General features: G+C 65.9%; 25 protein-coding genes. 14 read left to right on the forward strand and 11 right to left on the reverse strand.

Annotated elements, in window-relative coordinates:
* Position 1 precedes the first annotated feature (1 nt).
* Both EUB48_RS02490 and EUB48_RS02495 read left to right on the forward strand, forming a co-directional pair.
* On the forward strand, positions 2 to 3,241 hold the full coding sequence (locus EUB48_RS02490) for an efflux RND transporter permease subunit (RefSeq protein ID WP_142817468.1): 3,240 nt from the start codon (positions 2 to 4) through the stop codon (positions 3,239 to 3,241).
* Positions 3,238 to 4,752 carry an efflux transporter outer membrane subunit gene (locus EUB48_RS02495; protein WP_244618306.1) on the forward strand — a complete coding sequence of 505 codons (1,515 nt, stop codon included), beginning with the start codon at positions 3,238 to 3,240 and terminating at the stop codon, positions 4,750 to 4,752. Before EUB48_RS02490 ends, EUB48_RS02495 begins: the two co-directional genes overlap by 4 nt.
* 57 nt (positions 4,753 to 4,809) lie before the next feature.
* Here EUB48_RS02495 and EUB48_RS02500 read toward each other — a convergent pair whose 3' ends face one another.
* From EUB48_RS02500 to EUB48_RS02510, 3 genes are all read right to left on the reverse strand, one after another.
* Positions 4,810 to 6,081 (reverse strand): multifunctional CCA addition/repair protein, encoded by a 1,272-nt coding sequence (locus EUB48_RS02500; protein ID WP_142817469.1) that lies wholly within the window; start codon positions 6,079 to 6,081, stop codon positions 4,810 to 4,812.
* 100 nt (positions 6,082 to 6,181) lie between these two features.
* Complete coding sequence (locus tag EUB48_RS02505) at positions 6,182 to 6,865, reverse strand: glutathione S-transferase family protein (RefSeq protein WP_142817470.1); 684 nt, start codon at positions 6,863 to 6,865, stop codon at positions 6,182 to 6,184.
* A 91-nt stretch (positions 6,866 to 6,956) separates the two neighbouring features.
* The gene (locus EUB48_RS02510) at positions 6,957 to 7,901 is read right to left on the reverse strand and encodes a complex I NDUFA9 subunit family protein (protein ID WP_142817471.1); all 945 of its coding nucleotides are present in this window, start codon (positions 7,899 to 7,901) and stop codon (positions 6,957 to 6,959) included.
* A gap of 87 nt (positions 7,902 to 7,988) precedes the next feature.
* Between EUB48_RS02510 and EUB48_RS02515 the strand changes: the two genes are divergently transcribed.
* Positions 7,989 to 8,201, forward strand: coding sequence for a hypothetical protein (locus EUB48_RS02515; RefSeq protein WP_244618307.1), 213 nt, complete (start codon positions 7,989 to 7,991; stop codon positions 8,199 to 8,201).
* A 7-nt stretch (positions 8,202 to 8,208) separates the two neighbouring features.
* On the opposite strand, the gene EUB48_RS02520 is transcribed toward EUB48_RS02515, so the two are convergent.
* The gene (locus EUB48_RS02520) at positions 8,209 to 10,227 is read right to left on the reverse strand and encodes a lytic transglycosylase domain-containing protein (RefSeq protein ID WP_142817472.1); all 2,019 of its coding nucleotides are present in this window, start codon (positions 10,225 to 10,227) and stop codon (positions 8,209 to 8,211) included.
* Positions 10,228 to 10,236: 9 nt separating this feature from the next.
* Here EUB48_RS02520 and EUB48_RS02525 point away from each other — a divergent pair, with 9 nt between their 5' ends.
* Together EUB48_RS02525 and EUB48_RS02530 are read left to right on the forward strand one after the other, a co-directional pair.
* A complete protein-coding gene (locus tag EUB48_RS02525) occupies positions 10,237 to 10,809 on the forward strand; it encodes a 5-formyltetrahydrofolate cyclo-ligase (RefSeq protein ID WP_142817473.1) in 573 nt (190 codons plus the stop codon).
* Between the two features lie 93 nt (positions 10,810 to 10,902).
* Positions 10,903 to 11,874: an aldo/keto reductase gene (locus tag EUB48_RS02530; protein ID WP_142817474.1), complete on the forward strand. Its 972-nt coding sequence runs from the start codon at positions 10,903 to 10,905 to the stop codon at positions 11,872 to 11,874.
* A 27-nt stretch (positions 11,875 to 11,901) separates the two neighbouring features.
* Here the strand turns inward: EUB48_RS02530 and EUB48_RS02535 are convergent, their stop codons facing one another.
* Complete coding sequence (locus tag EUB48_RS02535; RefSeq protein WP_142817475.1) at positions 11,902 to 12,888, reverse strand: LysR substrate-binding domain-containing protein; 987 nt, start codon at positions 12,886 to 12,888, stop codon at positions 11,902 to 11,904.
* A gap of 128 nt (positions 12,889 to 13,016) precedes the next feature.
* Between EUB48_RS02535 and EUB48_RS02540 the strand changes: the two genes are divergently transcribed.
* Together EUB48_RS02540 and EUB48_RS02545 are read left to right on the forward strand one after the other, a co-directional pair.
* Positions 13,017 to 13,556 carry a DUF2917 domain-containing protein gene (locus EUB48_RS02540; RefSeq protein WP_168226684.1) on the forward strand — a complete coding sequence of 180 codons (540 nt, stop codon included), beginning with the start codon at positions 13,017 to 13,019 and terminating at the stop codon, positions 13,554 to 13,556.
* An 87-nt stretch (positions 13,557 to 13,643) separates the two neighbouring features.
* The gene (locus EUB48_RS02545; protein ID WP_142817477.1) at positions 13,644 to 14,282 is read left to right on the forward strand and encodes a TetR/AcrR family transcriptional regulator; all 639 of its coding nucleotides are present in this window, start codon (positions 13,644 to 13,646) and stop codon (positions 14,280 to 14,282) included.
* A gap of 4 nt (positions 14,283 to 14,286) precedes the next feature.
* Here EUB48_RS02545 and EUB48_RS02550 read toward each other — a convergent pair whose 3' ends face one another.
* The gene (locus EUB48_RS02550; RefSeq protein ID WP_142817478.1) at positions 14,287 to 15,198 is read right to left on the reverse strand and encodes a LysR family transcriptional regulator; all 912 of its coding nucleotides are present in this window, start codon (positions 15,196 to 15,198) and stop codon (positions 14,287 to 14,289) included.
* A gap of 99 nt (positions 15,199 to 15,297) precedes the next feature.
* Between EUB48_RS02550 and EUB48_RS02555 the strand changes: the two genes are divergently transcribed.
* From EUB48_RS02555 to EUB48_RS02570, 4 genes are all read left to right on the forward strand, one after another.
* On the forward strand, positions 15,298 to 16,299 hold the full coding sequence (locus tag EUB48_RS02555) for a Bug family tripartite tricarboxylate transporter substrate binding protein (RefSeq protein WP_244618308.1): 1,002 nt from the start codon (positions 15,298 to 15,300) through the stop codon (positions 16,297 to 16,299).
* 7 nt (positions 16,300 to 16,306) lie between these two features.
* Positions 16,307 to 17,980, forward strand: a complete 1,674-nt coding sequence (locus EUB48_RS02560) for an FAD-dependent oxidoreductase (RefSeq protein WP_142817480.1) — start codon at positions 16,307 to 16,309, stop codon at positions 17,978 to 17,980.
* 123 nt (positions 17,981 to 18,103) lie between these two features.
* Complete coding sequence (locus EUB48_RS02565) at positions 18,104 to 18,613, forward strand: gluconokinase (protein WP_142817481.1); 510 nt, start codon at positions 18,104 to 18,106, stop codon at positions 18,611 to 18,613.
* Positions 18,614 to 18,705: 92 nt separating this feature from the next.
* Complete coding sequence (locus EUB48_RS02570) at positions 18,706 to 19,707, forward strand: MBL fold metallo-hydrolase (RefSeq protein ID WP_142817482.1); 1,002 nt, start codon at positions 18,706 to 18,708, stop codon at positions 19,705 to 19,707.
* A 74-nt stretch (positions 19,708 to 19,781) separates the two neighbouring features.
* Here the strand turns inward: EUB48_RS02570 and EUB48_RS02575 are convergent, their stop codons facing one another.
* Positions 19,782 to 20,180, reverse strand: a complete 399-nt coding sequence (locus EUB48_RS02575) for a BLUF domain-containing protein (RefSeq protein ID WP_142817483.1) — start codon at positions 20,178 to 20,180, stop codon at positions 19,782 to 19,784.
* Between the two features lie 78 nt (positions 20,181 to 20,258).
* On the opposite strand from EUB48_RS02575, the gene EUB48_RS02580 reads away from it, so the two are divergent.
* Entirely contained in the window at positions 20,259 to 21,026 is a 768-nt protein-coding gene (locus EUB48_RS02580) for a Crp/Fnr family transcriptional regulator (RefSeq protein ID WP_420821425.1), read from the forward strand.
* Between the two features lie 34 nt (positions 21,027 to 21,060).
* Here EUB48_RS02580 and EUB48_RS02585 read toward each other — a convergent pair whose 3' ends face one another.
* Positions 21,061 to 21,960 carry a DUF6279 family lipoprotein gene (locus tag EUB48_RS02585; protein ID WP_142817485.1) on the reverse strand — a complete coding sequence of 300 codons (900 nt, stop codon included), beginning with the start codon at positions 21,958 to 21,960 and terminating at the stop codon, positions 21,061 to 21,063.
* Between EUB48_RS02585 and glmU the strand changes: the two genes are divergently transcribed.
* Positions 21,959 to 23,368, forward strand: coding sequence for a bifunctional UDP-N-acetylglucosamine diphosphorylase/glucosamine-1-phosphate N-acetyltransferase GlmU (glmU, locus tag EUB48_RS02590; RefSeq protein ID WP_142817486.1), 1,410 nt, complete (start codon positions 21,959 to 21,961; stop codon positions 23,366 to 23,368). The two genes, EUB48_RS02585 and glmU, sit on opposite strands and share 2 nt — an antisense overlap.
* 39 nt (positions 23,369 to 23,407) lie before the next feature.
* On the opposite strand, the gene EUB48_RS02595 is transcribed toward glmU, so the two are convergent.
* The 3 genes from EUB48_RS02595 to EUB48_RS02605 form a co-directional block, all read right to left on the reverse strand.
* On the reverse strand, positions 23,408 to 23,644 hold the full coding sequence (locus tag EUB48_RS02595; RefSeq protein WP_142817487.1) for a hypothetical protein: 237 nt from the start codon (positions 23,642 to 23,644) through the stop codon (positions 23,408 to 23,410).
* Positions 23,645 to 23,701: 57 nt separating this feature from the next.
* Positions 23,702 to 23,914 (reverse strand): hypothetical protein, encoded by a 213-nt coding sequence (locus tag EUB48_RS02600; RefSeq protein ID WP_142817488.1) that lies wholly within the window; start codon positions 23,912 to 23,914, stop codon positions 23,702 to 23,704.
* 132 nt (positions 23,915 to 24,046) lie between these two features.
* Complete coding sequence (locus EUB48_RS02605) at positions 24,047 to 24,538, reverse strand: Lrp/AsnC family transcriptional regulator (protein WP_142817489.1); 492 nt, start codon at positions 24,536 to 24,538, stop codon at positions 24,047 to 24,049.
* Between the two features lie 134 nt (positions 24,539 to 24,672).
* Here EUB48_RS02605 and glmS point away from each other — a divergent pair, with 134 nt between their 5' ends.
* The gene (gene glmS, locus EUB48_RS02610) at positions 24,673 to 26,547 is read left to right on the forward strand and encodes a glutamine--fructose-6-phosphate transaminase (isomerizing) (protein ID WP_142817490.1); all 1,875 of its coding nucleotides are present in this window, start codon (positions 24,673 to 24,675) and stop codon (positions 26,545 to 26,547) included.
* Positions 26,548 to 26,564 lie beyond the last annotated feature (17 nt).

Raw genomic sequence — 26,564 nt, forward strand, 5'->3', positions numbered from 1 at the left:
CATGAACATCTCCAAGCCGTTCATCGAGCGCCCGGTCGCGACCACGCTCTTGACGCTGGGCATCGCGCTGGCCGGGCTGGTCGCGTTCCGGCTGCTGCCGGTTTCGCCCCTGCCGCAGGTGGATTTCCCGACGATCTCCGTGTCGGCCTCGCTACCGGGCGCCAGTCCCGAGACCATGGCCGCCACGGTGGCCACGCCGCTGGAGCGCGCCTTGGGCAGCATTGCCGGCGTCACGGAGATTACCTCGAGCAGCGCGCTGAATTCGACGCGCATCACGCTGCAGTTCGACCTGAGCCGCGACATCGACGGCGCCGCGCGCGATGTGCAGGCGGCGCTGAATGCGGCGCGCACCCTGCTGCCCACGGGGATGCCGAGGAACCCGACCTACCGCAAGGTGAATCCGGCCGATGCGCCGGTGCTGATTCTGTCGCTGACCTCGGACACGATGACGCAGGGCCGGATGTACGACGCGGCCGACAGCATCCTGGCGCAAAAACTGTCGCAGGTGGACGGCATCGGCCAGGTCAGTGTGGGCGGCAGCTCGCAGCCGGCGGTACGCATCGAGTTGAACCCGGCCGCGCTCAACAAATACGGCATTGGCACGGCCGACGTGCGCACGGCGGTGGCAGCCACGAATGCGAACCGGCCCAAGGGCATTGTGGAAGACGGCGAGCGCAACTGGCAGATTTACGCCAACGACCAGGCCACGACCGCCGCCGAATACATGCCCCTGATCGTCGCCTATCGCAACGGCGCGCCGGTGCGCGTGCGCGACGTGGCCCAGGTGGTGGATTCGGTGGCCGACCTGCGCAACGCCGGCCAGACCAATGGCAAACCCTCGGTGCTGGTGATCCTGTACCGCCAGCCGGGGGCCAACATCATCGAGACGGTGGACCGGGTGCGCGCGCTGTTGCCGCAGCTGCGCGCCTCGATTCCCGCCGCCATCAACCTGACGGTGTCGGTGGACCGCACGCCCACCATCCGCGCGTCGCTCAAGGACACCGAGCGCACGCTGCTGATCTCGATCGCGCTGGTCATCATGGTGGTGTTCGTTTTTCTGCGCAACTGGCGCGCTACCCTGATTCCCAGCGTGGCCGTGCCGGTATCGCTGATCGGCACCTTCGGTGCGATGTACCTGCTGGGCTTCAGCCTGAACAATCTCTCGCTGATGGCCTTGACGATTGCCACCGGCTTCGTGGTGGACGATGCCATCGTGGTGCTGGAGAACGTCTCGCGCCATATCGAGAACGGCATGAAGCCGTTCGCTGCGGCCCTGCAGGGCGCGCGCGAGGTCGGCTTCACGGTGCTGTCGATGAGCCTGTCGCTGATCGCGGTGTTTATTCCGCTGCTGCTCATGGGCGGCATCGTCGGGCGCCTGTTCCGTGAATTCGCCATCACCCTTTCGGTGGCCATCCTGGTGTCGTTGCTGGTGTCGCTCACCACCACGCCGATGATGTGCGCGCGCCTGCTCAAGGCGCGCGACGCGGCCGCGGCACGCCAGCCAGGGCGCCTGTACCTGATGAGCGAGCGGTTTTTCAACGGCATGCTGCGCGGCTATGAGCGCTCGCTGGCCTGGGCGCTGCGCTTTGCCCCGCTCATGATGGTCATCTTGCTGGCGACGATTGCGCTGAACGTGTATTTGTATGTGATCGTTCCCAAGGGCTTTTTCCCGCAGCAGGACACCGGCCGGCTGGTGGGCAGCATCCAGGGCGACCAGGCGATCTCGTTCCAGGCCATGAAGCAGAAATTTGCCGAGTTCGTGCAGATTGTCAGGTCCGACAAGGATGTCGACACCGTGGTCGGCTTCACCGGTGGCGGGCGCGTCAACAGCGGCTTTGTTTTCGTCTCGCTGAAACCGCTGGGCGTGCGCAAGGACTCGGCCGACATGGTGATTGCGCGGCTGCGCGGCAAGCTGTCTCACGTGGCCGGTGCCAGCCTGTATTTGCAGGCCGTGCAGGACATCCGCGTGGGGGGCCGGCAAAGCAATGCCCAGTACCAGTACACGCTGCAGGCCGACGACCTGGCCGTGCTGCGCGCCTGGGAGCCCAAGATCACCCTGGCCCTGTCGAATCTGCCCGAACTGGCCGACGTCAGCAGCGACCAGCAGGACCATGGGCTGCAAACCACGCTGACCATCGATCGCGCCACGGCCATGCGCATGGGCGTCACGCCGCAGCTGATCGACGCTTCGCTCTACGACCTGTTCGGCCAGCGCCAGATCTCGACCATCTACAACGCGATGAACCAGTACCACGTGGTGATGGAGGCCTCGCCCGAGTACTGGCAGAGCCCGGCCACGCTGCAGAAAACCTATGTCAGCGTGCCCCTGTCGCGGGCGAACCTGGCACCGACCTCGTCGGCGCTGCAGACCGCGCCGGCGCTGACGGCGGGCGGCAAGCTGTCGGCCAACACCTCACTGGCGCTGACGCTCTCGACCCAGCCGGAGCCGCAGATTCCGCTGGCCGCCTTCACCACGTATGCGCCCACCAGCACCGCGCTGTCGGTGAACCACCAGGGGCAATTCACGGCCTCGACGATTTCGTTCAACCTGCCGCCGGGCGTGTCGCTGTCGGACGCCAGCGGCGCGATCGACAACGCGATGGCCAGGTTGGGCGTGCCGACCGGCCTGCATGGCAGCTTTCAGGGCACGGCCAACGCCTTCCAGAGTTCTTTGAGTAGCCAGCCCATGCTGATCCTGACGGCGCTGCTGGCGGTCTATATCGTGCTTGGCGTGCTGTACGAGAGCTATGTGCACCCGCTGACCATTCTCTCGACGCTGCCCTCGGCCGGCGTGGGTGCGCTGCTGGCGCTGCTGCTGACCGGCACCGAGTTCAGCCTGATCGCGCTGATCGGCGTGATCCTGTTGATCGGCATCGTCAAGAAGAACGCCATCATGATGATCGACTTCGCGCTGGACGCCGAGCGCCGGCTCGGCATGACGCCGCGCGACGCGATTTTCCAGGCCTGCCGGCTGCGCTTTCGCCCCATCATGATGACCACCATGGCAGCCATGTTCGGCGCCATTCCGCTGGCGCTGGGCCGCGGCGACGGTGCCGAGCTGCGCCAGCCGCTGGGCATCGCCATCGTCGGCGGCCTGATGGTGAGCCAGTTGCTGACGCTGTACACCACCCCCGTGGTGTACCTTTATCTGGACCGGCTCAGCGTGTGGGGCAAGGCGCACTATGCGCGCTGGCGCGCAGGCCCAGGCCGACCTATTTTTGCAGGGCAGGAGAGGCCATGAGCACCCATTCAACCTCCAATACGCCGCTGGCCATGGCCATGACGCTGGCCGTGTGCACGCTGCTGGGCGCCTGCGCGGTCGGCCCCGATTACGTCAGGCCCGACACCGCCGCCCCGCTCGCCTACAAGGAAAACAGCGGCTGGACCGTGGCCCAGCCCGCCGACACCGCGGATCGCGGCAAGTGGTGGGAAGTGTTTGGCGACGCCCGGCTCAACGCGCTGGTCGAACAGGTGGAGATTTCGAACCAGACCGTGAAGGCGGCCGCGGCGCAGTACGAGCAGGCGCGCGCGCTGGCGGAGTCGGCGCGCGCCGCCTACTTCCCGACGATTGGCCTGAACGCGGCCGCGACGCGATCGCAGGCCGGCAGCGGTCTGACCACGCGCACAACCACTGGCGCCTCCGGCGCTTCCTCCTCCGGTTCCTCCAGCATCAGCAACAACGTCTCCCTGTCGCTGGGCGCGTCCTGGGAGGCCGACATCTGGGGCAAGGTGCGCCGCGCCACCGAGGCGCAAACCAGCAGCGCCCAGGCCAGCGCCGCCGAGCTGGCGGCGGCGCGCCTGAGTGCGCAGGGCCAGCTGGCGCAAAGTTACTTCACGCTGCGCCAGGTGGACGCCCAGATCCAGCTGTATGCCGACACCGTCGCCGCCTACCAGAAATCACTGCAGCTCACCAAAAACCGCTATGTCGGCGGGGTGTCGGCGCAGGCCGATGTGGTGGCGGCCGACACGCAGCTCAAGACCGCGCAGGCCCAGGCCATCAACCTGGGCGTGCGGCGCGCCCAGCTCGAGCATGCGATTGCCCTGCTGGTGGGCCAGCCGGCCTCGACCTTCTCCATCGCCCCCGCGCCGCTGACGACGGCGCCGCCACCGCCGGTGCCCGAGGCCGGCCTGCCCTCGCAACTGCTCGAGCGCCGGCCCGACGTGGCGGCAGCGGAGCGCCAGGTCGCCGCGGCCAACGCCCAGATCGGCGTGGCCAAGGCCGCGTATTTTCCGGCCCTGAGCCTGACCGGGTCGGCCGGTTACCAGGGCTCGACCCTTGCCAACCTGCTGAGCCTGCCGAACCGCTTCTGGTCCATTGGCCCGCAACTGGCCGCGACCCTGTTCGACGGTGGCGCGCGCGATGCGCAGAGCCGGCAGGCGCGCGCGGTGTATGACCAGAACGTCGCGCTGTACCGCCAGACCGTGCTCACCGGCTTGCAGGAGGTGGAAGACAATCTGGCGGCCCTGCGCATCCTGGAGCAGCAGGCCGCCGTGCAGGACGCGGCCCTGCAGGCGGCGCGCGAGTCGGTCAGGCTGACGATCAACCAGTACAAGGCCGGTGTCGTCAGCTACCTGAATGTGGTCACCGCGCAGGCCACGGCGTTCGGCACCGAGCGGGATTCGGTGAGTCTGCTGGGCAGCCGCTACGTTGCCAGCGTGCAGCTGATCCAGGCGCTGGGCGGTGGCTGGCATGCCACCAGTTTGCCGGGCGCCGCTGCCGTGAATGCGGCCAACGATCCAAAACGGCCATAAAGACCCCACGTTGGCTTTCCTTGGGGCGGTCCGGCGGAAAATTGGGCCGGCGTGGTATCAAGCGCCGGCTGCCGGCCAGCGGGCCGCGACTGCTGCGACCCGTGCCTGGTGAATCATCTCTCCAATCTTTGGACCTGTAGCCCCCGTGGATTGTGCGTGTTCGGCTATTGAATTTGTAGCGACCTGCTGCGCGGCGGCGAGTGCCCCGAGCAGCCGCTCGCGCTGGGGATAAGCGCTCTGCTCCAGCCCCAGGCGGCCCCGCGCGTCGCATTCGCAGGCCAGCAGCGCGTCCGCGAATCGCTGTGGTTTGCGAAACGCATCGCAGCGCTCCAGCAGGCGCACCAGCGCCGCCGCCTGGAAGTCGCCGCTGCGGTGGATGTTGCCGTGTTCGCGCGCCACCACCTCGGCCAGTTCGCGGCATTCGGCGGGCACGCGCAGCCGTGCGCACACGCTCTTGACCAGTTTGACGCCGCGCTCCTCATGGCCGATGTGGCGCGGCAGCGCGTCGGCCGGCGTCGTGCCTTTGCCGAGGTCGTGCATCAGGCAGGCAAAGCGCACCGGCAAGGGGGCGCCAAGCCGCGCACTCATGTCGAGCACCAGCATCAGATGGACGCCGGTATCGACCTCGGGGTGATGCTGTGCGGGCTGCGGCACGCCCCAAAGTCGATCCACCTCGGGCAGCAGGACGCGCAGCGCGCCGCAATCGCGCAGCACCTCGAACAGGCGCGAAGGGGTGTTCTCCATCAGGCCGCGAGCCAGTTCCTGCCACACGCGCTCGGCCACCAGCGCATCGACCTCGCCGTGGCCGACCATGTCCTGCATCAGCCGCATCGTCTCGGGCGCCACATGGAAGTCGGCAAAGCGCGCCGCAAAGCGCGCCACGCGCAGGATGCGCACCGGGTCTTCGCGGAAGGCCTCGGTGACGTGGCGAAAGGTCTTGCTGCGCAAATCCCGCTGCCCGCCGTAAGGGTCGATCAGAGCCTTGGGATTTAGATGAAATGGGCTTGACGCCATTACTGCATCTGCATTGACAGCTATTGAATTGATAGTCAGGTCGCGCCGCGCGAGGTCCTGCTCCAGCGTCACGTCCGGCGTGGTGTGGAACGCAAAGCCGTGGTAGCCGCGCGCGGTCTTGCGCTCCGTGCGTGCCAGCGCGTATTCCTCGTGCGTTTGCGGGTGCAGGAACACGGGGAAGTCGCGGCCCACCGGCAGATAGCCCAGCGCGACCATCGCCTCGGGCGTGGCGCCCACCACCACCCAGTCGCGGTCCTGCACGGGCAAGCCCAGCAAGGCATCGCGCACCGCACCGCCAACCAAGTAGATCTGCATGCCGGGCAGTTTACTTGGGAGCCTTGCCGACTGCTCTAGTGCGAAACGGCCCCCTCGGGGGGGGGGCAGCGCAGCACACGCTGTGGCAAGCGTGGGGGCGTTATCTCGACAGCCGGTAAGGCTCCTCGAAATTGCGGAAATCCTGCTCGGCCAGGGCGTCGTCGATCCAGGCCTTGATGCCGGGCAGTGCGCGCACGCGTTCCACGTAGGCGGCGATCTCGGCGGGCACCGGCAGCGCATAGGTCTTGATGCGCATGCACACCGGCGCGAAATAAGAATCGGCGATCGTGAAATCCCCAAAAAGCAATGGCCCGCCATGCTGCGCGAGCAGCTCGCTCCACATGCTGACGAGGCGCTGCACGTCGGCGCGCACGGCGGGCTTGTCACGCCACACGAGCTGGCCGATGTGCGGCAGCGAAGCCTCGATGTTCATGCCGCAGCTGCCGCGCAGGGCCGCGAAGCCGGAGTGCATCTCGGCGCAGATGCTGCGCGCACGTGCCCGGGCCCTGGAGTCCTGCGGCCAGAGTTTTTTCTCGGGAAATTTCTCGGCCACATACTCGGCAATCGCCAGCGTGTCCCAGATGGCGAAGTCGCCGTCCAGCAGCACCGGTACCTTGCCGGCCGGGGTTACGCCGTCCAGTGTCACCTTGAAGTTCGAGCCCGGATCGAACGAATCGAAGAGCACCTTGACTTCCTGGAACGGGATGCCCGCCTGTTTGAGCAGTACCCAGGGCCGCATGGACCACGAGGAATAATTTTTGTTGCCGATGTAGAGCTTGAGCATGAAAACCTCCAGGGCGACATGTTACTGCCGCGGGTTCGCCAACCCTTTACAAAAGCTTATCGATCCCCGCGACAAGCGTGGGGGCTCTGCGTTAGAAACGCCCGGCGGTTCTGCGCATGGCCAGCAACTCGTCTTCCTGGCCCTGCGTGTGGAGGTAAGACGGCGCGATGGTGGACAGGGCGCTGGGGGTGATGCCCAGCGCCTGCAGTCCAGGGAGCAGTCCGCTGGCGATGTTGTCCACCTTCATCGCGTCGAGGTTGTCGCGGCTGATCAGCGGCTCGCCCGGGGCCATCTCCATCAGCAGGGCCTGCAGGCGGCCCAGTGCCATCGGCAGCGGGATGATCGGGCGCTCGCGGCCGCTGTAGCGCCCCGCCAGTTGCACCAGTTCTTTCAGCGTCAGCACCTGCGGTCCGCAGGCCTCGTAAGTCTCGCCGATGCGCCGGCGCTCCTGCAGGCTGGTCACCACGGCCGCAGCGACATCTTCGACCCACACGGGCTGGAATTTCGCCGCACTGCCCGCCAGCGGCAGCACCGGAAACACGCGCTGGAGTCTGGCGAACAGGTTCAGGAATTTGTCCTCGGGGCCAAAAATCACGCTGGGGCGCAGCACCGTCAGATCCAGATCGGCCGCGCGCAGCACCTCTTCGCCGCGTGCCTTGCTGCGCTGGTACATGGACGGCGCGTCGTTGCCGGCGCCCAGCGCGCTGACGTGCACCACGCGGCGCACTCCCGTTGCCGCACAGGCGCGCGCCAGTTTTTGCGGCAGCTGGACGTGCATCTTGTCAAATGCAGCTTCGTTGCCGTGCAGGAGGCCGACCAGATTCACCACGGCATCGTGTCCGGCCACGAGGCGTGTCAATGCGGCCTCATCGTGCACATCGGCTTCGAACAGGTCCAGCAGCGGCAGCATCCACAGGTGCTTGGCGCCTGCGAGGCGCCGCGTGGGAACGGTGCTGCGCCACGCCAGCCGCGTCAGTTTCTCGCACAGGTGGCTGCCCACAAAGCCGGTGCCGCCGAGGATGAGTATTTTGTTCATGAGGGTCGATTCTGCTTGAGTCCTGTGGGTGTCCTGACAATCTGACGCATTGGCGCGTGTTCCTGCCCCGATAATTGAAGCATTCGAATGATAGAAGACAAGGGCTATTTCATGCGCCAACTCAGCGCCGCCTGCCGGCTGTCGGTTTTTTGCGTCGTCGCGCTGTGCAGCGGCTGCGCCGTAGTGGCGCTGGGAGACGCCGTGGTGGCAGTCGGCGGTGCCGTGGTGACCACCGGCGCGGTGATCGTCACCACCGGCGTCAAGGCCACGGGCGCCGTGGTGAATGCGGTGATCCCGTAAATCCGTTTCAGGGCAAATCCTTGCCCGGGTCCGGCAAGCTGGCATCGCGCGGCCCCACCGTGCCCAGCCGGGCCTTCAACGACTGGGGCTGGCCGCTCAGGATGGCCGCGTAATCGGTGGTGTTGGCCAGCACTTTCTTGACGTAGTCGCGGGTTTCGGCAAACGGCACGTTTTCGGCCCAGATGGCCGCGTCCAGCACCGGGCCGTTGCGCCAGCTGCGCGGCCGCCCCGGGCCGGCGTTGTAGGCGGCGGCGGCCAGCGCCATGGAGCCGTCGAAGTCGTCCAGGATCAGCTTGAGGTAGCCGGTGCCGATCGCGATGTTGGTGTCGCGATCGGAAATCTGCTCGGCGTTGAAGTTGACCAGCCCGATCTTGCGGGCCGTCCAGCGCGCCGTGGCGGGCATGACCTGCATCAGGCCCGAGGCACCCACACCCGACTGTGCGTCGATGATGAAGCGGCTTTCCTGGCGGATCAGGCCGTACACATAGGCCGGGTCGAGGCCGATCTCGCGCGTGCGCTTGATCACGGCCTGCTCGTGCGGCATGGGAAAGCGCTGGTCGAAGTCCATGAACGATTTGGTGCGCTCGCTGGTGTTGATACAGCGGTCCCAGATTTTGCGCTGGCAGGCCAGGTCGGCGGCGGCCAGCAGTTCGCGGTCGCTCATGCCGCCGGGCGTGTGCAGGTTGGTGGCGTAGTTCCATTCGCGCACGCCTTCGCTGCGCAGCCCGAGTCCGATCGCGTACAAGGCCCGGTTCAGGCCCGGGTCCGCCAGCGCCGCCTGCTTTTCCTGTGCCGTCGGCGGCGCGGGCCTGGGCGGCACGGTGACGCGCTGGCCCAGATCTTCCAGCGCCAGTTGCTCGTAGAAACCGCTGGGACCCGCGATGCCCTCCAGCAGCGCGTTGGCTTCAAGGCGCCGCGGCGACGCGGGGTCGGCGCGCTGGGCACCGTTCAGGGTGGCCAGCAGCGCGCGTGCCTTCCAGTAAACCCAGGTGGGATTCTTGCGCGCGTCCTCGCTCATGGCCTTGATCGCCGTCAGCACGGTGGGCCATGTGCCGGCGCGCAGCGCGGCGCGGGCTTTCCATTCCAGCAGGTCGTCGGGCAGGTCGCTGTCCCGGCTGACGCGCCCGTAGTAGTTCAGCGCATCGCCGCTCAAGCGGGTCGCCGCCTGCTTGCCGATGACGCCCCAGACCCAGTTGCGCTCTTCGCTGGTGAGCTGCGGGCTCCATTTGCTATCGAGCTGGGTCGCGGCGGCGTCCGGGTCATTGGCGGCCATCCGGATCAGGGCCAGCACCACCAGCTGCTTGCTCACGCGCGACATCGCGACGGCTTTGCCGGCGAGAAATTTCGCCGGGCTGTTGCCGAGGTCGGCGACCAGGTTCAAAGCCTCGGGGGCGACGATCCCGACCGCGTTGCGCGCCACCGTCAGGCGATTCGCGGCCATCGCCAGTCGCGCCTTGCGCCACGCCTCCAGCGCGGGCATTTCTTGGGCGAAGATCAGGGTGCCTGCCGCCAGCGTGCAGCCGTCATCGGCCTTGTGCAGTGCAAACCAGTTTTTGCGGACCTGCTCGGCCAGGGTGGGCGAGGGCGTGGCGCTGGTCAGCTGCTCGATGTGCAGCGCGTAGCATTGCACTTCGCGGTCGTCGCGCATGCGGAATTTGGGGTATTCGGCGGCGAAACCCTCCCAGTCGCGGCGCTGGCCCAACAGCAGCAGCCAGTCGTTGCGCAGCCGGTCTTCCTGGTAGGTGCCGGCGTAGCGCGTGAGGAAATCCTGCACTTCCTGCGCGCTGGCGTCATCCAGCCGCGCCTTCAGCTCCCAATAGGCGGCCCAGGCTTCGAGCGGGTTGCCCCGGGCCAGCGGCAGCAGCGCCGTGAGTGCGGCCTTGTCGCCCCTTTTGAAGGCCTGGCTCATTTGCAGCAGGGCCTCGTCGCTGCCGGGTTGGGCCTGTGCAGACGGTAGCGCCGCGAACAGGACGCCGGCAATCAGGGTGGCGGAGAGAGACGGTGTCAAAATCTTGTTGATCTTCATGGGGGAATTATGGACAAGTTAGCGGTACGACGTGCATTGATCGAAGAGAGGCTGGCTCTGCCCGACCGCGTGCAGCGCGCGGATTTGCTCCAGCGCGTCATGCGGATCTGGCTGGTGGGACGGCCCGATACCGTGATTGGCGCCTACTGGCCGATCAAGGGCGAGTTCGATCCGCTGCCCGCGCTGCACCGCTGGAAGGAGGATGGCGAGCTGCAGGGCGGCCCCGACATGAAGCGCATCGGACTGCCAGTGGTGGACAAGGTTCACAAGACCCTGACTTTTCACGCCTGGTACCCGGGCTGCCCGATGCAGGAGGACGCCTACGACATCCCCAAGCCCAAGGACACCGAGGTGGTGGTGCCCACATTGCTGTTCGTGCCCTGCCTGGGCTATGGTGCGGGCGGCTACCGGCTGGGCTATGGCGGGGGCTTCTATGACCGCACGCTGGCCGCCCTGCGGCCCCGGCCGGTCACCGTCGGGCTGGGCTTTACCCACGGGTTCATAGAAGATTTCGAGCCCGAGGCGCACGACGTGCCGCTGGATGCGATCCTCAACGACAACGGCGTGGTGTGGCCCGTTTAATAAGCCCCTCGCTGCGTTCGCCCCCACGCCTGGGTGGTTGGGCGTAAAGTTTAAAGTTCCGTTTTTGTACATGAACCTCGCAAGGAGCAGCGCATGAACAAGCGATCCCTGGGCCGATCCGGCCTGCAAGTCTCACCATTGGCCTTCGGCGGCAACGTGTTCGGCTGGACCGTTGACGAAGCCACCTCGTTCTCCCTGCTGGACGCCTGGGTGGATGCCGGCTTCAACTTCATCGACACCGCCGACGTGTATTCGCGCTGGGTGCCCGGGCACACGGGCGGTGAATCCGAAACCATCCTTGGCAAATGGTTCAAGCGCAGCGGCAAGCGTAGCCAGGTGGTGCTGGCGACCAAGGTCGGCATGGAGATGGGACCGGGCCGCAAGGGGCTGGCACCGGCCTACATCCGGGGCGCGCTGGAAGATTCGCTGCGCCGGCTGCAGACCGACTACATCGACCTGTACCAGTCCCACGACGACGATGCCGACACGTTGTTGGAAGAAACGCTGGCGGCCTATGGTGAACTCATCGCGCAGGGCAAGGTGCGCGCCATCGGCGCGTCGAACTACAGTGCAGTCCGACTGGCGCAGGCGCTGGAGGTGAGTCGGCAAGAGGGGCTGCCGCGCTACGAGAGTCTGCAGCCGCTGTACAACCTGTACGACCGCGCCGCGTATGAAGACACGCTGGAGCCGCTGTGCGTCCAGCAGGGCGTGGGCGTCATCAACTTCTATGCGCTGGCCAGCGGCTTTCTGACCGGCAAATACCGATCCAGCGCCGATCTGGGCAAGAGTCCGCGCGGCAAGGGTGCCGCCAAGTACCTGACCGCGCGCGGCCTGCGCATCCTGGCCGCGCTGGACGACGTGGCGGCGCGCTACAACGCCACGCCGGCGCGGGTGGCGCTGGCGTGGGAGCTGGCCCGCCCCAGCATCACGGCGCCGATTGTCAGCGCCACGTCGCTCGCCCAATTGGCGGAACTGGTGGCGGCCACACAACTGACACTGGATGCCGCCGCCATCGAGCAGCTGAACCAGGCGAGCCGGCCGCAAGAACCAGCCCCGGCCGGTTGAACGGGCCGGACGCCCTGGCGCGGCCCTTCAATCGGGCTGGTCGAGCGTGTCCGGATCCGGCCCATCGCCAACGGCCTTGCGCGTTTGTGCCGCCTGCAGCGAAATCCATTCGCAAAACGCCCGGATTTCGGGCCGCAGCGCACTGCGCGGGCCGACCAGCATCCAGTACGCCATGGGCGATTCGAGCCGCATGCCGGGCAGGATTTCCACCAGGTCGCCGCTGGCCAGGCTGTCGGCCACCAGGGGCATGCGCGCCAGCGCCACGCCCTGGCCCGTGAGCGCGGCCTGGGCGATCTGGTTGGCGTAGTTGAAGTACAGCCAGCGCTTGGGCTCGAGCTTGCTGAAGTGGTGGGTGTCGAACCAGCGCCGCCAGGTCAACCACTCCAGATGCTGGGTGCGGTGCGCGTCGCCGGCCTCGATCAGCGCGAAATGCGCCAGATCCTCGCCGCGCGCGAGTGCATGCCCGCTCTTGAGCAGCCAGGGGCTCGCCACGGGCGTGAGCTGCTCGCCGAACATGCGGATCGCGCTCGCCGGCACATTGGCGGGCACGGCGTAGCGCAGCGCGATGTCAACGTCGGTGGTCTCCATGTCCACCGCGTGGTCGCTCGCGTCGATGCGGATGTCGATGTCGGGGTACTCGCTCTGGAAGGCTTCCAGGCGCGGAATCAGCCACATGGACGCGAACGAGGCCCAGGTGGTGATGGCCACGCTCTTGCGTCCGGCGCTGCGGCGAATCAGCCGCACCGCGCTGTCGATGCGCTCCAGCGACGGCAGCACCGAGCGCAGCAGCTGCGCGCCCGCGCTGGTGAGCTCCACCGCGCGGGTGTGGCGCAAGAACAGGCTGACGCCCACCTCTTCTTCCAGCGACTGGATCTGCCGGCTCACGGCCGACTGCGTCAGCGCCAGTTCTTCCGCCGCGGCGCGGAAATTGAGATGCCTGGCAACCGCCTCCAGTGCGCGCAAATGTCCCACCGAGATCGGCCGCGAGCGCAGGTGGGTGGGTGAAGACTGCATGGGATTGAAGGAATGGCAGAAATGTCGATTGATGCGAATTCAGTATGAATAGCGTACCGCGTTTTCATTGGACTGCCAAGGCATTGGCGACCATCATTCATTCCTGATTAGCTGATATGGAGAACGCCATGACCTCGCAAAATGTTCTGCAATTGCAACAACCCACGCCCGGCGCTGCGCTGCCCGGCTGCTGGAAGCTGGACGCCGGCCGCGCCGTGACCCTGCGGCCGCGCGAGGCGGGTGTGTTGCGTATTGCGCAGGGCCAGGTATGGGCTACCCTGCAAGGCCCGCACCGCGGTCCCGCCAACGACCTGGGCGACCGTTTTCTGCACCCCGGCGAGTCGCTGGCGTTGCGGGCGGGACAACGCCTGGTACTCGAGCCCTGGGATGCAGCCGGCAGTGCGCCGGCCTGGTTCAGCTGGGACCCGCAGCCTGCCGCCGCACAGAATCCGCCTCGTGCGGTGCGCGGATGGGGTGTCGCCGTGGGTCAGCCCCTGGCCGATTTGCGCCTGGCGCTTGGCGGCGTGGCCCGGGCGTTGGGCGGCGCGGCGGGCGCGGTGGTCCGCCTGGGCGCGGGCTTGGCCGGATTCGCTATCGATTTGCTAGCTGGTCGTGTCCGCCCTGCGGGGGCTGAGCACGCTTTTAGTGCCGATTCCAGGGCCAGGTAGGTGAAGCTCTCGCGGCGGTAGTCGGCAAAGTCTCGGGCAGGGTCGGGCATGGCCTGCACCATACCCCCGCGCTGGCAGAATGCCAACATGGCCCGCCCCAAATCTGCCTCTCACGAACTCAAGCGCGACGAAATTCTCGATATTGCCGCGCAGTGTTTTGCCGATCGCAGCTACCCGGCCGCCAGCATGAACGATATTGCCGCCGCCATTGGCACCTCGAAGGCGCGCCTCTACCACTACTACAGCAGCAAGGAAGCCATCCTGTTCGACCTGCTCGACCGCTACACCCAGCGCCTGCTGGCCATCATCGGCCAGGTCGAGGCGACGGCGCAGCGCCGTAGCCTGGATGACCGCGCCGCGCTGCACGAGTTGGTCCGCAATTTCCTGCAGGAGTACGAAACCTCGGCCACGCGCCACGTGGCGCTGCTGCACGACACCAAGTTTCTGGCCGCAGAGGCCGATGCTGCGCCGGGTCAGGTGCCGGCGCTGTCGCAGCGCGAGCTGATCCTGAACCGCCAGCGCGATGTGGTCTCCGCCGTCACGCGATTCCTGCGTCGCGCCTATCCGCAGCGCGTGAACGCCGCGAACCAGACGGCCCTGGCCATGATGCTGTTCGGCATGATCAACTGGACTTTCACCTGGCTGCGCCCCGGCGGGGCCATGAGCTACGCCGCGTTTGCCGAGCAGGTGATCGGCGTGCTCGAACATGGGCTCGCCGCGGGCTGAGAGATCAGGGCGACTTCGCCTTCAAGGCACTGCGTAGGGTTGCGAGAAAGCGGATGCTGGCGGTCGACAACGAACGCCCGCGCTTGATCACTACCGAAATGTCGCGCGACACGCGTGGTGTCGAAATCGGCCGGATGACCAGCGATGCGTTGTTCGATGCGCGCGCGAAGGCCGAGGGCATGATCGAGGCGCCCATGCCGCTGGCCGTCATCCACAACGCGGTCGACATGAATGACACCTCGTTGACAACGTTCAGGATTACGCCTGCGGTGGCTGCTGTGCCGTCGATCAGCGGCCGGACGCCATAGCCGGTACGCATGGTCACAATGGGGTGGCCTGCAAGGTCGACCCAACGAACGCTGCGTGCGCAAGCCAGCGGATGGCTGGCCAGGCACACCAGCGCGAGTTGATCACGCAGGAGCGTCTGTGTGTCCACCTCGGCGCCGGGGTGCTCAGGAGTGCCAATGCCGAAATCGACGTGCTCACCAATGATCCGCGAGATGAACTGGTCGGGCGCGCAGTCGTCCACGACCACGCGCACCTGCGGGTAGGCTGCGCCAAAAGCGCAGATGGCGTCCGGCAGCAGGAAGGACGCCAGCGTGGGCGTTGTGGCGAAGCAGACGCGACCACGTTCCAGCGTCGACAGTGTGCGAAAGCTGGACGATAGTGCGTCCATGTCGCGCAGGATGCGTTCGGCCGTCGCAAGCATTTCATTCGCCGCCGCAGTTGGCTGCAGCGATCGGGTGGTGCGATCGAACAGACGCGCACCCAGCCCCTCTTCGAGTTGCCGGATCAACATGCTGACGGCCGACTGAGTCACGAAGAGCTTCTCGGCGGCGGCGCCAAGTTTGCGCAGTCGGTGAACCTGCACGAAGGCGCGCAACTGCCGGAAGGTGGGGGCAAAGGTTTTATTCATCAGGCAACATGATATTGGGTCAACAATTTTTTGATTTACGAATGAATTGCGCTGAGGTCCAATGGTGTTTGGAGATAACTACATGGACCCACTTCAATGATGAATTTCACCCGCCTCCTGCGCCCCGTCGCCTTTGCCGCGTTCACCGGACTGGCCGCACTGGCCATGCCCACCGCCGCGCAGAATGCCGTGGGTGACTTCCCGATCAAGCCGATCCAGGTGGTCGTCACTTTCCCGCCCGGTGGCAGCTCCGACGCCGTGTTCCGCATGATCGTGCCGCGCCTGAACGAGAAGCTGGGACAACCTGTCATAGTGGATAACCGGCCGGGCGCCGGCGGAAATGTGGGCCTCACGCTGGTGGCTAGGGCGCCGGCCGACGGCTACACGCTGGGGCTGGGCGCTGCGGGCGCACTGTCGGCCAACGTCAGCCTCTATCCGCAGATGCCGTTCGACGCCATGAAGGACTTCAAGCCGGTCGCGATGCTGGCGGCGATCCCGTTCGTGATTGTCGGTAATCCATCGATGAAAGCAAAAGCGGTGACGCTGCGCGAGCTCATCGCACTGGCCAAGGCCGAGCCGGACAAGCTGTCGGTCGGTTATGGTGGCAACGGCACAGCGATGCACCTGTCTGCGGCGTTGTTCGCCCAGATGGCGAACATCCAATTGAACGAGGTGCCGTACCGCGGCAGCGGACCGGTTGCGCTCGACGTGATGGGCGGCCAGTTGTCACTGGGCGTGGTCGACCTGCCGTCGGCGCTGCAACAGATCAAGGCCGGCAAGCTGATTGCCTATGCTGTGACCAGTGCGCGACGACTGCCCATGCTGCCGGACGTACCTACCGTGGCTGAGGCAGGACTGCCCGGATACGATTCGACCGGCTGGTTCGGCATTGTGGCGCCGGCCGGAACGCCCGAGCCGATCGTCGCGCGGCTGAATGCCGAAATCAACGCCGCATTGACCGACGAGGCCATCAAGACCAAATTGCGGAACATGGGTGTCGAGCCGGAGCCGGGCACGTCCGCAGCCTTTGGTGTCTACATTCGTTCCGAAACCGCGAAATGGGCCAATGTGATCCGGATTGCCCGTATCAAGCTGGGGTGAAAGACGCATGAACGCACCCGCAGAGATTCTGGCCGCCGACGTGCTGATCGTCGGCGCCGGCCCCGTGGGCCTGACCATGGCGATGGACTTGGCCGCGCGCGGCGTGAAAGTGCTCATCGCCGAAATTCGCCGTTACGCCGAGCCGCCAAACGTGAAGTGCAACCATGTCGCCTCGCGCACCATGGAGCAGTTCCGCCGACTCGGCGTTGCGCGCAAGCTGCGCGACGCCGGACTCCCCGCCGATTATCCGAACGATGTCGTGTTCCGCACCAGCGTCACGGGCATTGAGCTGACGCGCATCCCGATTCCCTGCCGGCGCGACCGCTACACCGAGGCGGAAGGGCCGGACGCATGGTGGCCGACGGCGGAGCCGCCGCACCGCATCAACCAGATCTATCTGGAGCCGATTCTGCTGGAGCACACGGCCGCGCTGTCGGGCGTGACCCTGCTCAACCGGACGCAGGTCACCGGTTTCATGCAAGACGAGACGGGTGTCGTCGCGACGGCGACGAGCCTCGACGATGGCGGCACGCGTACGCTTCGCGCCCGCTTCATGGTGGGCTGTGACGGCGGCAGTTCCGCGGTGCGCAAGCAGATCGGCGCGAAGCTTGAGGGGACGGCCGTCATCCAGCGCGTGCAGTCGACCTACATCCGCGCGCCGCAGCTGCGCTCGCTCATTCCGGGCAAGCCGGCATGGTCGTACTACTCGATGAACCCCCGGCGTTGCGGCACGATGTTCGCCATCGATGGCCATGCCACCTGGCTGGTGCACAACCACCTGAACGCCGAGGAGCCCGAATTCGATTCGGTCGACCGCGACCGCTCGATCCGCGACATCCTCGGTGTCGGGCCCGACTTCGAATACGAGGTGATCAGCAAGGAAGACTGGGTGGGACGCCGGCTGGTGGCCGACCGCTTCCGCGATCGCCGGGTCTTTTTGGCGGGTGATGCGGCGCACCTGTGGGTGCCCTACGCCGGCTACGGCATGAATGCGGGCATCGCGGATGCCCTCAATCTGTCGTGGCTGCTGGCGGCCTGCGTGCAGGGCTGGGCCGACGAACGCATCCTGGACGCCTACGAGGCGGAACGCCAGCCCATCACCGAGCAGGTGTCGCGCTTCGCAATGGACCATGCGCAGAAGATGATCCGCGCGCGCCGCACCGTGCCGGCCGACATCGAGGCGCCCGGACCCGAGGCTGACGCGCAGCGCGCCGACATCGGACGCGAGGCCTATGAACTCAACGTGCAGCAGTTCTGCTGTGCCGGCCTCAATTTCGGCTACTACTACACGGGCTCGCCCGTCATCGAGTACGACGACGCCGCGCCGCCGGCATACTCGATGGGCGCCTTTACTCCCTCGACCGTGCCGGGCTGTCGGGCGCCGCATTTCTGGCTGACGGATGGGCGTTCTCTGTACGACGCTTTCGGCCCGGCCTACACGCTGCTTCGCTTCGACCGACATGCAGACGTCGCGCCGCTCCAGCGCGCCGCGCAGGCAACCGGCATGCCGCTGACAGTGCTGGACGTCGACGCGCCCGCTGTTCCCGCCGAGTACGTGCATGCGCTGGTGATGTGCCGCGCCGATCAGCATGTGGTGTGGCGAGGCGACGCGGTGCCGCGCAATGGCGATGCCTTCATCGCGCGCCTGTGCGGTCGCGCCATGGCGGAAGCCACGCTCTAGCGGGGTTTCCATGGGGGTGCGTGCCGAAGCGCGAGCATCGCGTTGCGCGGCACGACTGACGCGCCCTGAGTTTGGATCGCATTCGGCATGCTCGAAGATGGGCTGAGCCACTACACTGACCGCATGAGTGCAATGCATGTGGTCGTGATGGGCGTCGCGGGGTGCGGCAAGTCGGCGGTCGGGCGGCGCATGGCCGCGCAACTGGGCCTGCCGCTGATCGAGGGCGACGACTTTCATCCGCCGCGCAATATTCACAAGATGGAGCAGGGCGTGCCGCTCACGGACAGGGATCGCGCCGGCTGGCTGCAGGCGCTGGGCGCCAAGCTGGCGCAGCACCCGGCCGGCGCGGTGCTGACCTGCTCCGCGCTCAAGCGGGCGTACCGCGATACCTTGCGGGCGGCCGTGCCGGAGCTGCGCTTTGTGCACCTGGCCATCACGCCGGCCGAATCGCTGCGCCGCGTCGCGGGGCGCGACGGCCATTTTTACCCGCCCAGCCTGGTGGCCAGCCAGTTCGAGGCGCTGCAGGACCCCGCCGAAGAACCGGGTGTGCTGGCGCTGGACGCAACGGCTTCGCTGGAGGAACTGGCTTTGAAAGCAGTGCAGTGGCTGAAAGCGGAATTTAACAATGCGTAATTAATTACGGTTAGGTAAAATCGCACGGTCATCAAGAAGATGCCGCGCGACTTGCGCCTCTTCAGCCCTTGCCCACTTACAGGAGACTCCCCATGTCCAGCGCCCCCACCAAAGCCTTCGCCAGCCAGGCCGATCTGGCCGACAAGAAAATCACCTTCGAGCAACTCAGCGCCCATTGCTGGGCCTACACCGCCGAGGGTGATCCCAATTCCGGCGTGATCATTGGCGACAAGTTCATCATGGTCAGCGACACCACCGCCACGCCGGCGATGGCGCAGGACCTGATCGCGAAGATCCGCACCATCAGCGACAAGCCCATCAAGTACGTGCTGCTGACCCACTACCATGCCGTGCGCGTGCTCGGCGCCAGCGCCTATGTGGCCGAAGGGGCGACCGAGGTCATCGCCAGCCAGGGCACGCTGGACCTCATCATCGAGCGCGGCAAGGAAGACATGCAAAGCGAGATGGAGCGCTTCCCGCGCCTGTTCCGCGGTGCCGAGGGCGTGCCCGGCCTGACCTGGCCGACGCTGGTGATCGGCGGCGGCGATGCCACCAAGGGCGAAGTGCCCGGCAAGCTGGTCGTCGATCTGGGCGGCGTCAAGGTGCAGATCTGGTCGCCCGGCTACGGCCACACGCGCGGCGATACGATTGCCTGGGTGGCCGAAGAGAAGGTGCTTTTCAGCGGCGACCTGGTCGAGTATGAGGCCGGCGTCTATACCGGCGACGCCCAGCTCGAGGAATGGCCCGCCACGCTCGAAGCCCTGCGGGCGTTGAGGGCCGAGGCCATCGTGCCCGGACGCGGCGAAGCCATGAAGGGCGCGGCCAACGTCGACAAGGCGCTCGACTACACCAAGCGCTGGGTCGAAACGCTGTACCGCTGCGGCAAGGAAGCCGCCGCCGCCAAAATGGACCTGAAGGCCGCCATGGCGCACACGCGCAAGAGCATGGACCCGATCTTCGGCCAAGTGTTCATCTACGAGCACTGCCTGCCGTTCGATGTGAGCCGCGCCTTTGACGAGGCCAGCGGCATCAAGAACCCGCGCATCTGGACGGCGGCGCGCGACAAGGAAATGTGGGCTGCGTTGCAGGCGTGATGACGACGGGCAGCGGTCGCTGAAGGCGCTGGCGACGGGCTTGGGTGCATGGTTGCGTCCGGCCTGCGCAAGGGTCAGCAGGGATCCAGGGCGAGCGTCGGGATCAACGCCAGAAACTGCTCCAATGCCTGCTCGCCATCGCCCTGCCCGATCCGCATCAGGGCATCTTCATCGCCACTCGCAACGTAACCCATGGCGAAACGCTCGAAGCGCCGTTCGATCAGAGACCCCTCATGGACGACCGTGACATCCATGTGACGTGGATCCGTCCGAATTTGCTCCATCAACTTGAGGACGTCGTTGCGGGTGCCTTCGATCTGCTGGCAAAAATGCATGCCGTCGAACACCAGCAGGCCCGTGATGTCGCGCGCTGCATTCCTCGTGCGCGCCGCCGTCACAATGCCGGCAACCTGGGTCACCTGAGCGGTCAGGGCTAGCGTGCTAGCATACAAAACTTCGTAAAGAGTGGTCACTTGGGTCTCCAATTTGCTGCAATGTAGGCGCGATTGAATGGAGCCACAATGTCAAAAGACACAATCGGCTCATCTCCCATGGTCACATCTGCCCTCATTGAGCCTGAGCCGTCCGTTTGCCCCCGGCACTGCGTGGATTGCCATCTGCGGCAATCTGACGGTTTTGCACCCGTGTCTGCGTCGGAACTTGCATTTGTCGAGGCCTTGCGCAACGGTAGGGTTCGTATCAAGGCGGGCGGTGAAATCATTGCCGAGCAGAAGCCGGGCGGCAAGCTGTTCACGCTGTACGCCGGCTGGGCGTTTCGCTACAAGTCGCTCAGCGACGGGCGCCGCCAGATCCTGAATTTTCTGTTACCGGGCGATTTCATCGGCCTGCAGGGGCAGTTTGCCGACGGCGCTACGCATGGCGTGGAAGCTGTGACGGAAGTGGCGCTGTGCGTTTTTGCACGCGATAGCCTGAGGGACTTGTTCCGCGAGTACCCGAATCTGGGCTATGACCTGACCTGGCTTGCGGCACGCGAGGAGAGCCTGGTCGACGAGAATTTGCTGACCGCCGGGCGCCGCAACGCGACCGAGCGCGTCGCCATGCTGCTGATCCACCTGTATCGCCGGGCGCAGCGGGTGGGACTGGTGCAGGACGATAGCGTGGCGTTTCCGTTGAATCAGCAACACATCGCCGATGCACTCGGCCTGTCGCTGGTGCACACCAACAAGACGTTGCGCCGCCTGCGCAAGCTGGGTTTGCACCAGATCGAGGATGGGCGCTTGCGGCTGGTCAATCCCAAGGCACTGGTGCGCATCGCCGACTATTACGACCGGCCGTTGCGCCGCGCGCCATTGATCTAGTTTTCGTCACGACCCGCGCAAGCAGCAGCGTCGGTTACGGTTGCGGCAACGCCAGCTGTGCCAGGTCCCGTTCGTAGGCGCGCAGCCTTTGTACAGCGGTGTCGCGCTGGCCGGCCGTGGCGGTGTTGTGCGTCAAGGCGACGCTGCGGCAGTCTTCCTGCAGCAGGGCTTGCTGGTAGGCGCGGTATGCAGGGTTGGGCGAGTCGAGTGCGCGCTCGAAGTAGCCGTGGACCAGGTCGCGCGCGTCGCCTTCAGGCAGCCCGGCCTGTGTGATCCGGCGCAGCGTCTGCAGCGCATCCTGCTGGCGGCGCAGCCGCTCTTCGTAGCTCATGCGCGCATCAAAACCCGACAGCGCCACTTGCGCGCGAAGACTGTCTTTTTGAGCGCCGTCAAGCCGGCCGTAGATCATTTCAGTGCGTGCCAGCCACTGCTTGTAGCGCTTGTCCGACTGCTCCGCGGGTGCCCTGGACAGCCACTCCTTGCGGTAGCGCGCGTCAGCCTTCGCGTACTTGCGATCCAGCCCCTGCAATTGCGCCGGCGTCAGCGTCATGGCCAGTGCCGTCGCGGCAGGCTCGATCTGCGCCAAGAGGGTCCCCAGGTGCCGGCGCATTTCCAGGGCAATGGCACAAACCTGCTCTGGCCCAATATCGGCGGTGGCCAATTGCTCCACTTTCTGTAGCAATTCGACATACCGGGGCAATTCGGTTGAGCGGTGCCAGAGCTGCAGCCGGGCCAGATCCGCGCGCAGCTGCAGGGTTTGCGCCTCATTGAAATCCACATAGCCGTCCAGCCACCAGTACCCGACGCCCGCGGCATTGTTGTAGGCGATCTTGATCGTGCTGCAGGCCGCCAGCGCAAGCGTGAACATCAGCCAGCCGATAATCCGGGCTACGCTTCCGGCCCAGGCCGGCAGAAAACGCACAGGAGGAGTCATGACAGCAATCGATGTGGTCATCATGGCCGCGGGCAAGGGCACGCGGATGAAGAGCCGCTTGCCCAAAGTATTGCACCGCCTGGCCGGGCGTGCCCTGCTCGACCATGTGATCGACACGGCCGCCGGCCTGAATGCGCGCCATGTGGTTGTCGTGACCGGTCACGGTGCTACTGAAGTTGAAGCGGCTTGCCAAGGCGTGGCAAGGGCTACAGCCGGTTTTGACATAAAGTTTGTACGCCAGGAGCCGCAGCTGGGCACCGGCCACGCCGTGCAGCAGGCGGCCCCAATGCTGCCCGATGACGGCGTCGTCGTGGTGCTCTCGGGCGACGTGCCTTTGACCCGCGCTGAAGCCTTGCGCGCCCTGATCGAGGCCTGCGGCGGGGACAAGCTGGCGCTGTTGACCATCAACTTCACCGACCCGACCGGGTATGGACGCATCGTGCGTGCGGGCGCGTCGGTGCAGGCCATCGTCGAGCACAGGGACGCGAGCGAAGCCCAGCGCGCGATCACGGAGGTGTACAGCGGCATCATGGCCGTGCCGGCGCGCCGGCTCAAAGGCTGGCTGGGGCGGCTGGACAACAAGAACGTGCAGGGCGAGTACTACCTGACCGATATCGTGAAGCTGGCCGTGGCCGACGGCGTGCCGGTGGTCGCGCACCGGATTGACGACGCGCTGCAGGTGGCCGGTGTCAACAGCCCGGTGCAGCTGGCCGAGCTCGAGCGAGCGCTGCAGCTGCAGCAGGCACGCGCGCTGATGGAGCAGGGTGTGCGCATCGCGGACCCCGCGCGGTTCGATCTGCGCGGCACGCTGGTCTGCGCGCAGGACGTGGAAATCGACGTGAACTGCGTGTTCGAGGGCCGCGTCAGCCTGGGCGAGGGCGTGAAGATCGGCGCCCATTGCGTGATTGCGAATGCGGTGATCGCGGCCGGCGCGGTGATCCATCCGTTCACCCACATCGAAGGCGGCCCGCACAGCGCGCAGGACCAGGTGGAGGTCGGCGCGGGCGCACGGATCGGCCCGTTTGCGCGTTTGCGACCAGGCGCCCATCTGGGTGCCGAGGTGCATATTGGCAACTTTGTCGAAGTGAAGAATTCGACGCTGGCCAAAGGGGCCAAGGCCAACCATCTGGCCTATCTGGGCGACGCCAGCGTGGGCGAGCGCGTGAACTACGGGGCCGGCAGCATCACCGCCAACTACGACGGCGCCAACAAGCACCGCACGGTGATCGAGCACGACGTGCACATCGGCAGCAACTGCGTGCTGGTGGCACCGGTGACGATTGGGGCCGGTGGCACCGTGGGCGGTGGCTCCACCATCATCCGCGACACGCCGCCGGGCGCCTTGAGCGTTGCGCGCGGCCGGCAGGTGAGCATTGCCGACTGGCAGCGCCCGGCGAAGAAAAAATAGCCCGCAAGCAGGCCTGCTCCTGCCAGCGGGGTGAAACGGTCAATTGCGGCTTGTGGCCCAGGGATCCAGGGCAGCGTTTTCCGGGTTGGGGTTCAAGTCCGTCAAGACGGAAATTCCCATGACTTGAGACTTCTTGGATCCGGAAGGCTTCAAGTTTTTGTCGGCCTTGGCCATGCGCTGTTCGAGCTGCTGGCGAACGCTGATCTGGCCGGAGCGGTCCGGGCGGCTCAGGGCGGCCAGCGAGAGTTTCAGGCGGAACTCGTCCGGCGAGGGCATCCCGCGCTTGCCGGGCGCGGCGCCGGTCGGCGGCGCGCCGGATGGAGACGATTTTGTTCAACGGTACGTTCGCCAGCACCGCCTGGCCCGGAAACACCGTTTGCAGGTAACAAGGAGGTCGGCCTGCGCGGGCGTCAGCAGCGCCTCCGAGGTGTACCGGTCATCGCGAGGCGAGGGCGCGCGCACGAACTTGAGGTACAGCAGCGCGACCAGCACCAGCACCAGCACCAGCACGATGCCCGGCAGGGCCCAACTCCAGATTGATTGCATGGCCCTCCCCCGATTCGATTATTTTGGGGAATACCCTTGCCTATAGGGCGCGGTGAGATTTTTCGGGCCATAGCGTGGGAAAGTGGACGGATCAGGTCCGTCGGTCGCCATGGGAGGGTGGTTTGCCTGCGTCTATCCGCTGGACGCCAGCGGCACCAGGGGTTCGAACTTGCTGCGCTTCACGCTGAAAAAGGCCTTGACGTTGCGCACGTTGGCATCCACGGTGAACAGGCGCTGCACCAGCGCCAGGTAACCCGGCATGTCGGCGGCGACGACGATCAGGCAAAAGTCAGGCCCGGGCGAGACGCGGTAGCACTGCTGCACGGCCTCGTCCGCGGACACGCGTGCCTCGAACGCGGCCAGGCGCTCCGCATCCTGCCGGTCCAGCGTGATCTCGACGATGGCCGTGAGCCCGAAGCCCAGCATCGGCGCCAGCCGGTCGGCGCTGAGGATGGCGATCTGCCGCTCGATCAACCCGGCGCCCGCCAGACGCTTGACGCGCCGCAGACAGGTTGGCGGCGAGACATGGACCCGCTGCGCCAGCGCCTGATTGCTCAGCGAGGCATCGCGCTGGAGCTGGTCGAGCAGGCGAATGTCGGTTTCGTCTATTGTCATTTGTTCCATAAAATAGTTATATAAGAAATAAAATTTCTCTAAAATAGACGTTTGAAATTTTATTCAAATAAGTATCCATATTAGATATTAAATTTTTCATCAATCACTCTACGATTCAGCCACTGAATTTCTTGGGAGCTTCCATGTGCGGTATCGTCGGCGCGGTCTCGAACCGCAATATCGTCCCCATTCTTGTACAGGGTCTGCAGCGGCTGGAGTACCGTGGTTACGACTCGTGCGGCGTCGCGGTGTATGACCATGGCCTCAAACGCGCGCGCAGCACCTCGCGCGTAGCGGAACTGCTGGAACAGGTCGGCGCCGGGCACCTGCAGGGTACGACCGGCATCGCGCACACGCGCTGGGCCACGCACGGCGCGCCGGTGGTGCACAACGCGCATCCGCATTTCAGCCACGGGCCCGGCACCGACGCCACGGCCAAGCCCGGCCGCATTGCCCTGGTGCACAACGGCATCATCGAAAACCACGATGAACTGCGTGCCATGCTGCAGGCCAGGGGCTATGGGTTTGCGAGCCAGACCGATACCGAAGTCATCGCCCACCTGATCGATTCGCTGTACGACGGCGACCTGTTCGATGCTGTGAAACTGGCCCTGCCGCAACTGCACGGCGCCTACGCGATTGCGGTGTTCTGCAAGGACGAGCCGCACCGGGTGATCGGCGCGCGTGCGGGCTCGCCGCTGATTCTCGGGGTGGGCAAAGAGGGCGGCGAGAACTTCCTCGCCAGCGATGCCATGGCCCTGGCCGGCGTGACCGACCAGATCGTCTACCTCGAAGAGGGCGACGTGGTCGATGTGCAGCTCGGCAAATACTGGATCGTGGACAAGTCCCACAAGCCCATCCAGCGCGAGGTCAAGACCGTGCACGCGCACAGCGGCGCGGCGGAACTGGGGCCGTACCGCCATTACATGCAAAAGGAAATCTTCGAGCAGCCGCGCGCCATTGCCGACACCCTTGAAGGGGTCGAGGGCATCGTTCCCGAGCTGTTCGAAGCCATGGGCAATCACCGTGCCGGCGAGGGCGCGTACCGCACCTTCAAGGACATCGATTCGGTGCTGATCCTGGCCTGCGGTACCAGCTACTACAGCGGCTGCGTGGCCAAGTACTGGCTGGAGAGCATTGCCAGGGTGCCCACGCAGGTGGAGGTGGCCAGCGAATACCGCTACCGCGACTCCGTGCCGAACCCGAAAACGCTGGTGGTCACGATCACGCAGTCCGGCGAAACGGCGGACACGCTGGCCGCACTGCGCCATGCGCAGTCGCTGGGCATGGCGCACACCCTGACCATCTGCAACGTCTCCACCTCGGCCATGGTGCGCGAATGCAAGCTGGCCTACATCACGCGCGCCGGCGTCGAGATCGGTGTGGCGTCGACCAAGGCCTTCACCACGCAGCTGGCCGGCCTGTTTTTGCTGACGCTGGCGCTGGCGCAGGCCAAGGGGCGACTCAGTGACGAGCAGGAGGCGGCGCACCTCAAGGCCATGCGCCACCTGCCGGCCGCGCTGGCCGCCGTGCTGGCGCTGGAGCCGCAAGTCATCAGCTGGGCCGAAGACTTCGCCAGGATGGAAAACGCGCTGTTCCTGGGCCGCGGCCTGCACTACCCGATCGCGCTGGAGGGCGCCCTGAAGCTCAAGGAAATCAGCTACATCCATGCCGAGGCCTACCCGGCCGGCGAGCTCAAGCATGGTCCGCTGGCGCTGGTCACCAGCGCCATGCCGGTAGTCACCGTGGCGCCCAACGACGCGCTGCTGGAAAAACTCAAGAGCAACATGCAGGAGGTGCGCGCACGCGGCGGCGTGCTCTACGTGCTGGCCGATGCCGACACCCGCATCGAGAGCGCCGAAGGCATCCACGTCATCCGCATGCCCGAAAACTATGGCGCGCTGTCCCCGCTCTTGCATGTGGTGCCGCTGCAACTGCTCGCGTATCACACGGCCTGTGCGCGCGGCACCGATGTAGACAAACCGAGAAATTTGGCGAAAAGTGTGACTGTTGAATAACGGGCACACGCTTTGGC

It is taken from the genome of Rhodoferax sediminis (assembly GCF_006970865.1).
Taxonomy (GTDB): Bacteria; Pseudomonadota; Gammaproteobacteria; order Burkholderiales; family Burkholderiaceae_C; genus Rhodoferax_A; species Rhodoferax_A sediminis.

What these genes read in the sequence shown, in the direction of transcription:
- EUB48_RS02490 (WP_142817468.1), top strand. Translation starts at nt 2, where the DNA reads ATGAACATCTCCAAGCCGTTCATCGAGCGCCCGGTCGCGACCACGCTC.
- EUB48_RS02495 (WP_244618306.1), top strand. Translation starts at nt 3,238, where the DNA reads ATGAGCACCCATTCAACCTCCAATACGCCGCTGGCCATGGCCATGACG.
- EUB48_RS02500 (WP_142817469.1), bottom strand. Translation starts at nt 6,081, where the DNA reads ATGCAGATCTACTTGGTTGGCGGTGCGGTGCGCGATGCCTTGCTGGGC.
- EUB48_RS02505 (WP_142817470.1), bottom strand. Translation starts at nt 6,865, where the DNA reads ATGCTCAAGCTCTACATCGGCAACAAAAATTATTCCTCGTGGTCCATG.
- EUB48_RS02510 (WP_142817471.1), bottom strand. Translation starts at nt 7,901, where the DNA reads ATGAACAAAATACTCATCCTCGGCGGCACCGGCTTTGTGGGCAGCCAC.
- EUB48_RS02515 (WP_244618307.1), top strand. Translation starts at nt 7,989, where the DNA reads ATGATAGAAGACAAGGGCTATTTCATGCGCCAACTCAGCGCCGCCTGC.
- EUB48_RS02520 (WP_142817472.1), bottom strand. Translation starts at nt 10,227, where the DNA reads ATGAAGATCAACAAGATTTTGACACCGTCTCTCTCCGCCACCCTGATT.
- EUB48_RS02525 (WP_142817473.1), top strand. Translation starts at nt 10,237, where the DNA reads ATGGACAAGTTAGCGGTACGACGTGCATTGATCGAAGAGAGGCTGGCT.
- EUB48_RS02530 (WP_142817474.1), top strand. Translation starts at nt 10,903, where the DNA reads ATGAACAAGCGATCCCTGGGCCGATCCGGCCTGCAAGTCTCACCATTG.
- EUB48_RS02535 (WP_142817475.1), bottom strand. Translation starts at nt 12,888, where the DNA reads ATGCAGTCTTCACCCACCCACCTGCGCTCGCGGCCGATCTCGGTGGGA.
- EUB48_RS02540 (WP_168226684.1), top strand. Translation starts at nt 13,017, where the DNA reads ATGACCTCGCAAAATGTTCTGCAATTGCAACAACCCACGCCCGGCGCT.
- EUB48_RS02545 (WP_142817477.1), top strand. Translation starts at nt 13,644, where the DNA reads ATGGCCCGCCCCAAATCTGCCTCTCACGAACTCAAGCGCGACGAAATT.
- EUB48_RS02550 (WP_142817478.1), bottom strand. Translation starts at nt 15,198, where the DNA reads ATGAATAAAACCTTTGCCCCCACCTTCCGGCAGTTGCGCGCCTTCGTG.
- EUB48_RS02555 (WP_244618308.1), top strand. Translation starts at nt 15,298, where the DNA reads ATGAATTTCACCCGCCTCCTGCGCCCCGTCGCCTTTGCCGCGTTCACC.
- EUB48_RS02560 (WP_142817480.1), top strand. Translation starts at nt 16,307, where the DNA reads ATGAACGCACCCGCAGAGATTCTGGCCGCCGACGTGCTGATCGTCGGC.
- EUB48_RS02565 (WP_142817481.1), top strand. Translation starts at nt 18,104, where the DNA reads ATGAGTGCAATGCATGTGGTCGTGATGGGCGTCGCGGGGTGCGGCAAG.
- EUB48_RS02570 (WP_142817482.1), top strand. Translation starts at nt 18,706, where the DNA reads ATGTCCAGCGCCCCCACCAAAGCCTTCGCCAGCCAGGCCGATCTGGCC.
- EUB48_RS02580 (WP_420821425.1), top strand. Translation starts at nt 20,259, where the DNA reads ATGGTCACATCTGCCCTCATTGAGCCTGAGCCGTCCGTTTGCCCCCGG.
- glmU (WP_142817486.1), top strand. Translation starts at nt 21,959, where the DNA reads ATGACAGCAATCGATGTGGTCATCATGGCCGCGGGCAAGGGCACGCGG.
- EUB48_RS02585 (WP_142817485.1), bottom strand. Translation starts at nt 21,960, where the DNA reads ATGACTCCTCCTGTGCGTTTTCTGCCGGCCTGGGCCGGAAGCGTAGCC.
- EUB48_RS02595 (WP_142817487.1), bottom strand. Translation starts at nt 23,644, where the DNA reads ATGCCCTCGCCGGACGAGTTCCGCCTGAAACTCTCGCTGGCCGCCCTG.
- EUB48_RS02600 (WP_142817488.1), bottom strand. Translation starts at nt 23,914, where the DNA reads ATGCAATCAATCTGGAGTTGGGCCCTGCCGGGCATCGTGCTGGTGCTG.
- EUB48_RS02605 (WP_142817489.1), bottom strand. Translation starts at nt 24,538, where the DNA reads ATGGAACAAATGACAATAGACGAAACCGACATTCGCCTGCTCGACCAG.
- glmS (WP_142817490.1), top strand. Translation starts at nt 24,673, where the DNA reads ATGTGCGGTATCGTCGGCGCGGTCTCGAACCGCAATATCGTCCCCATT.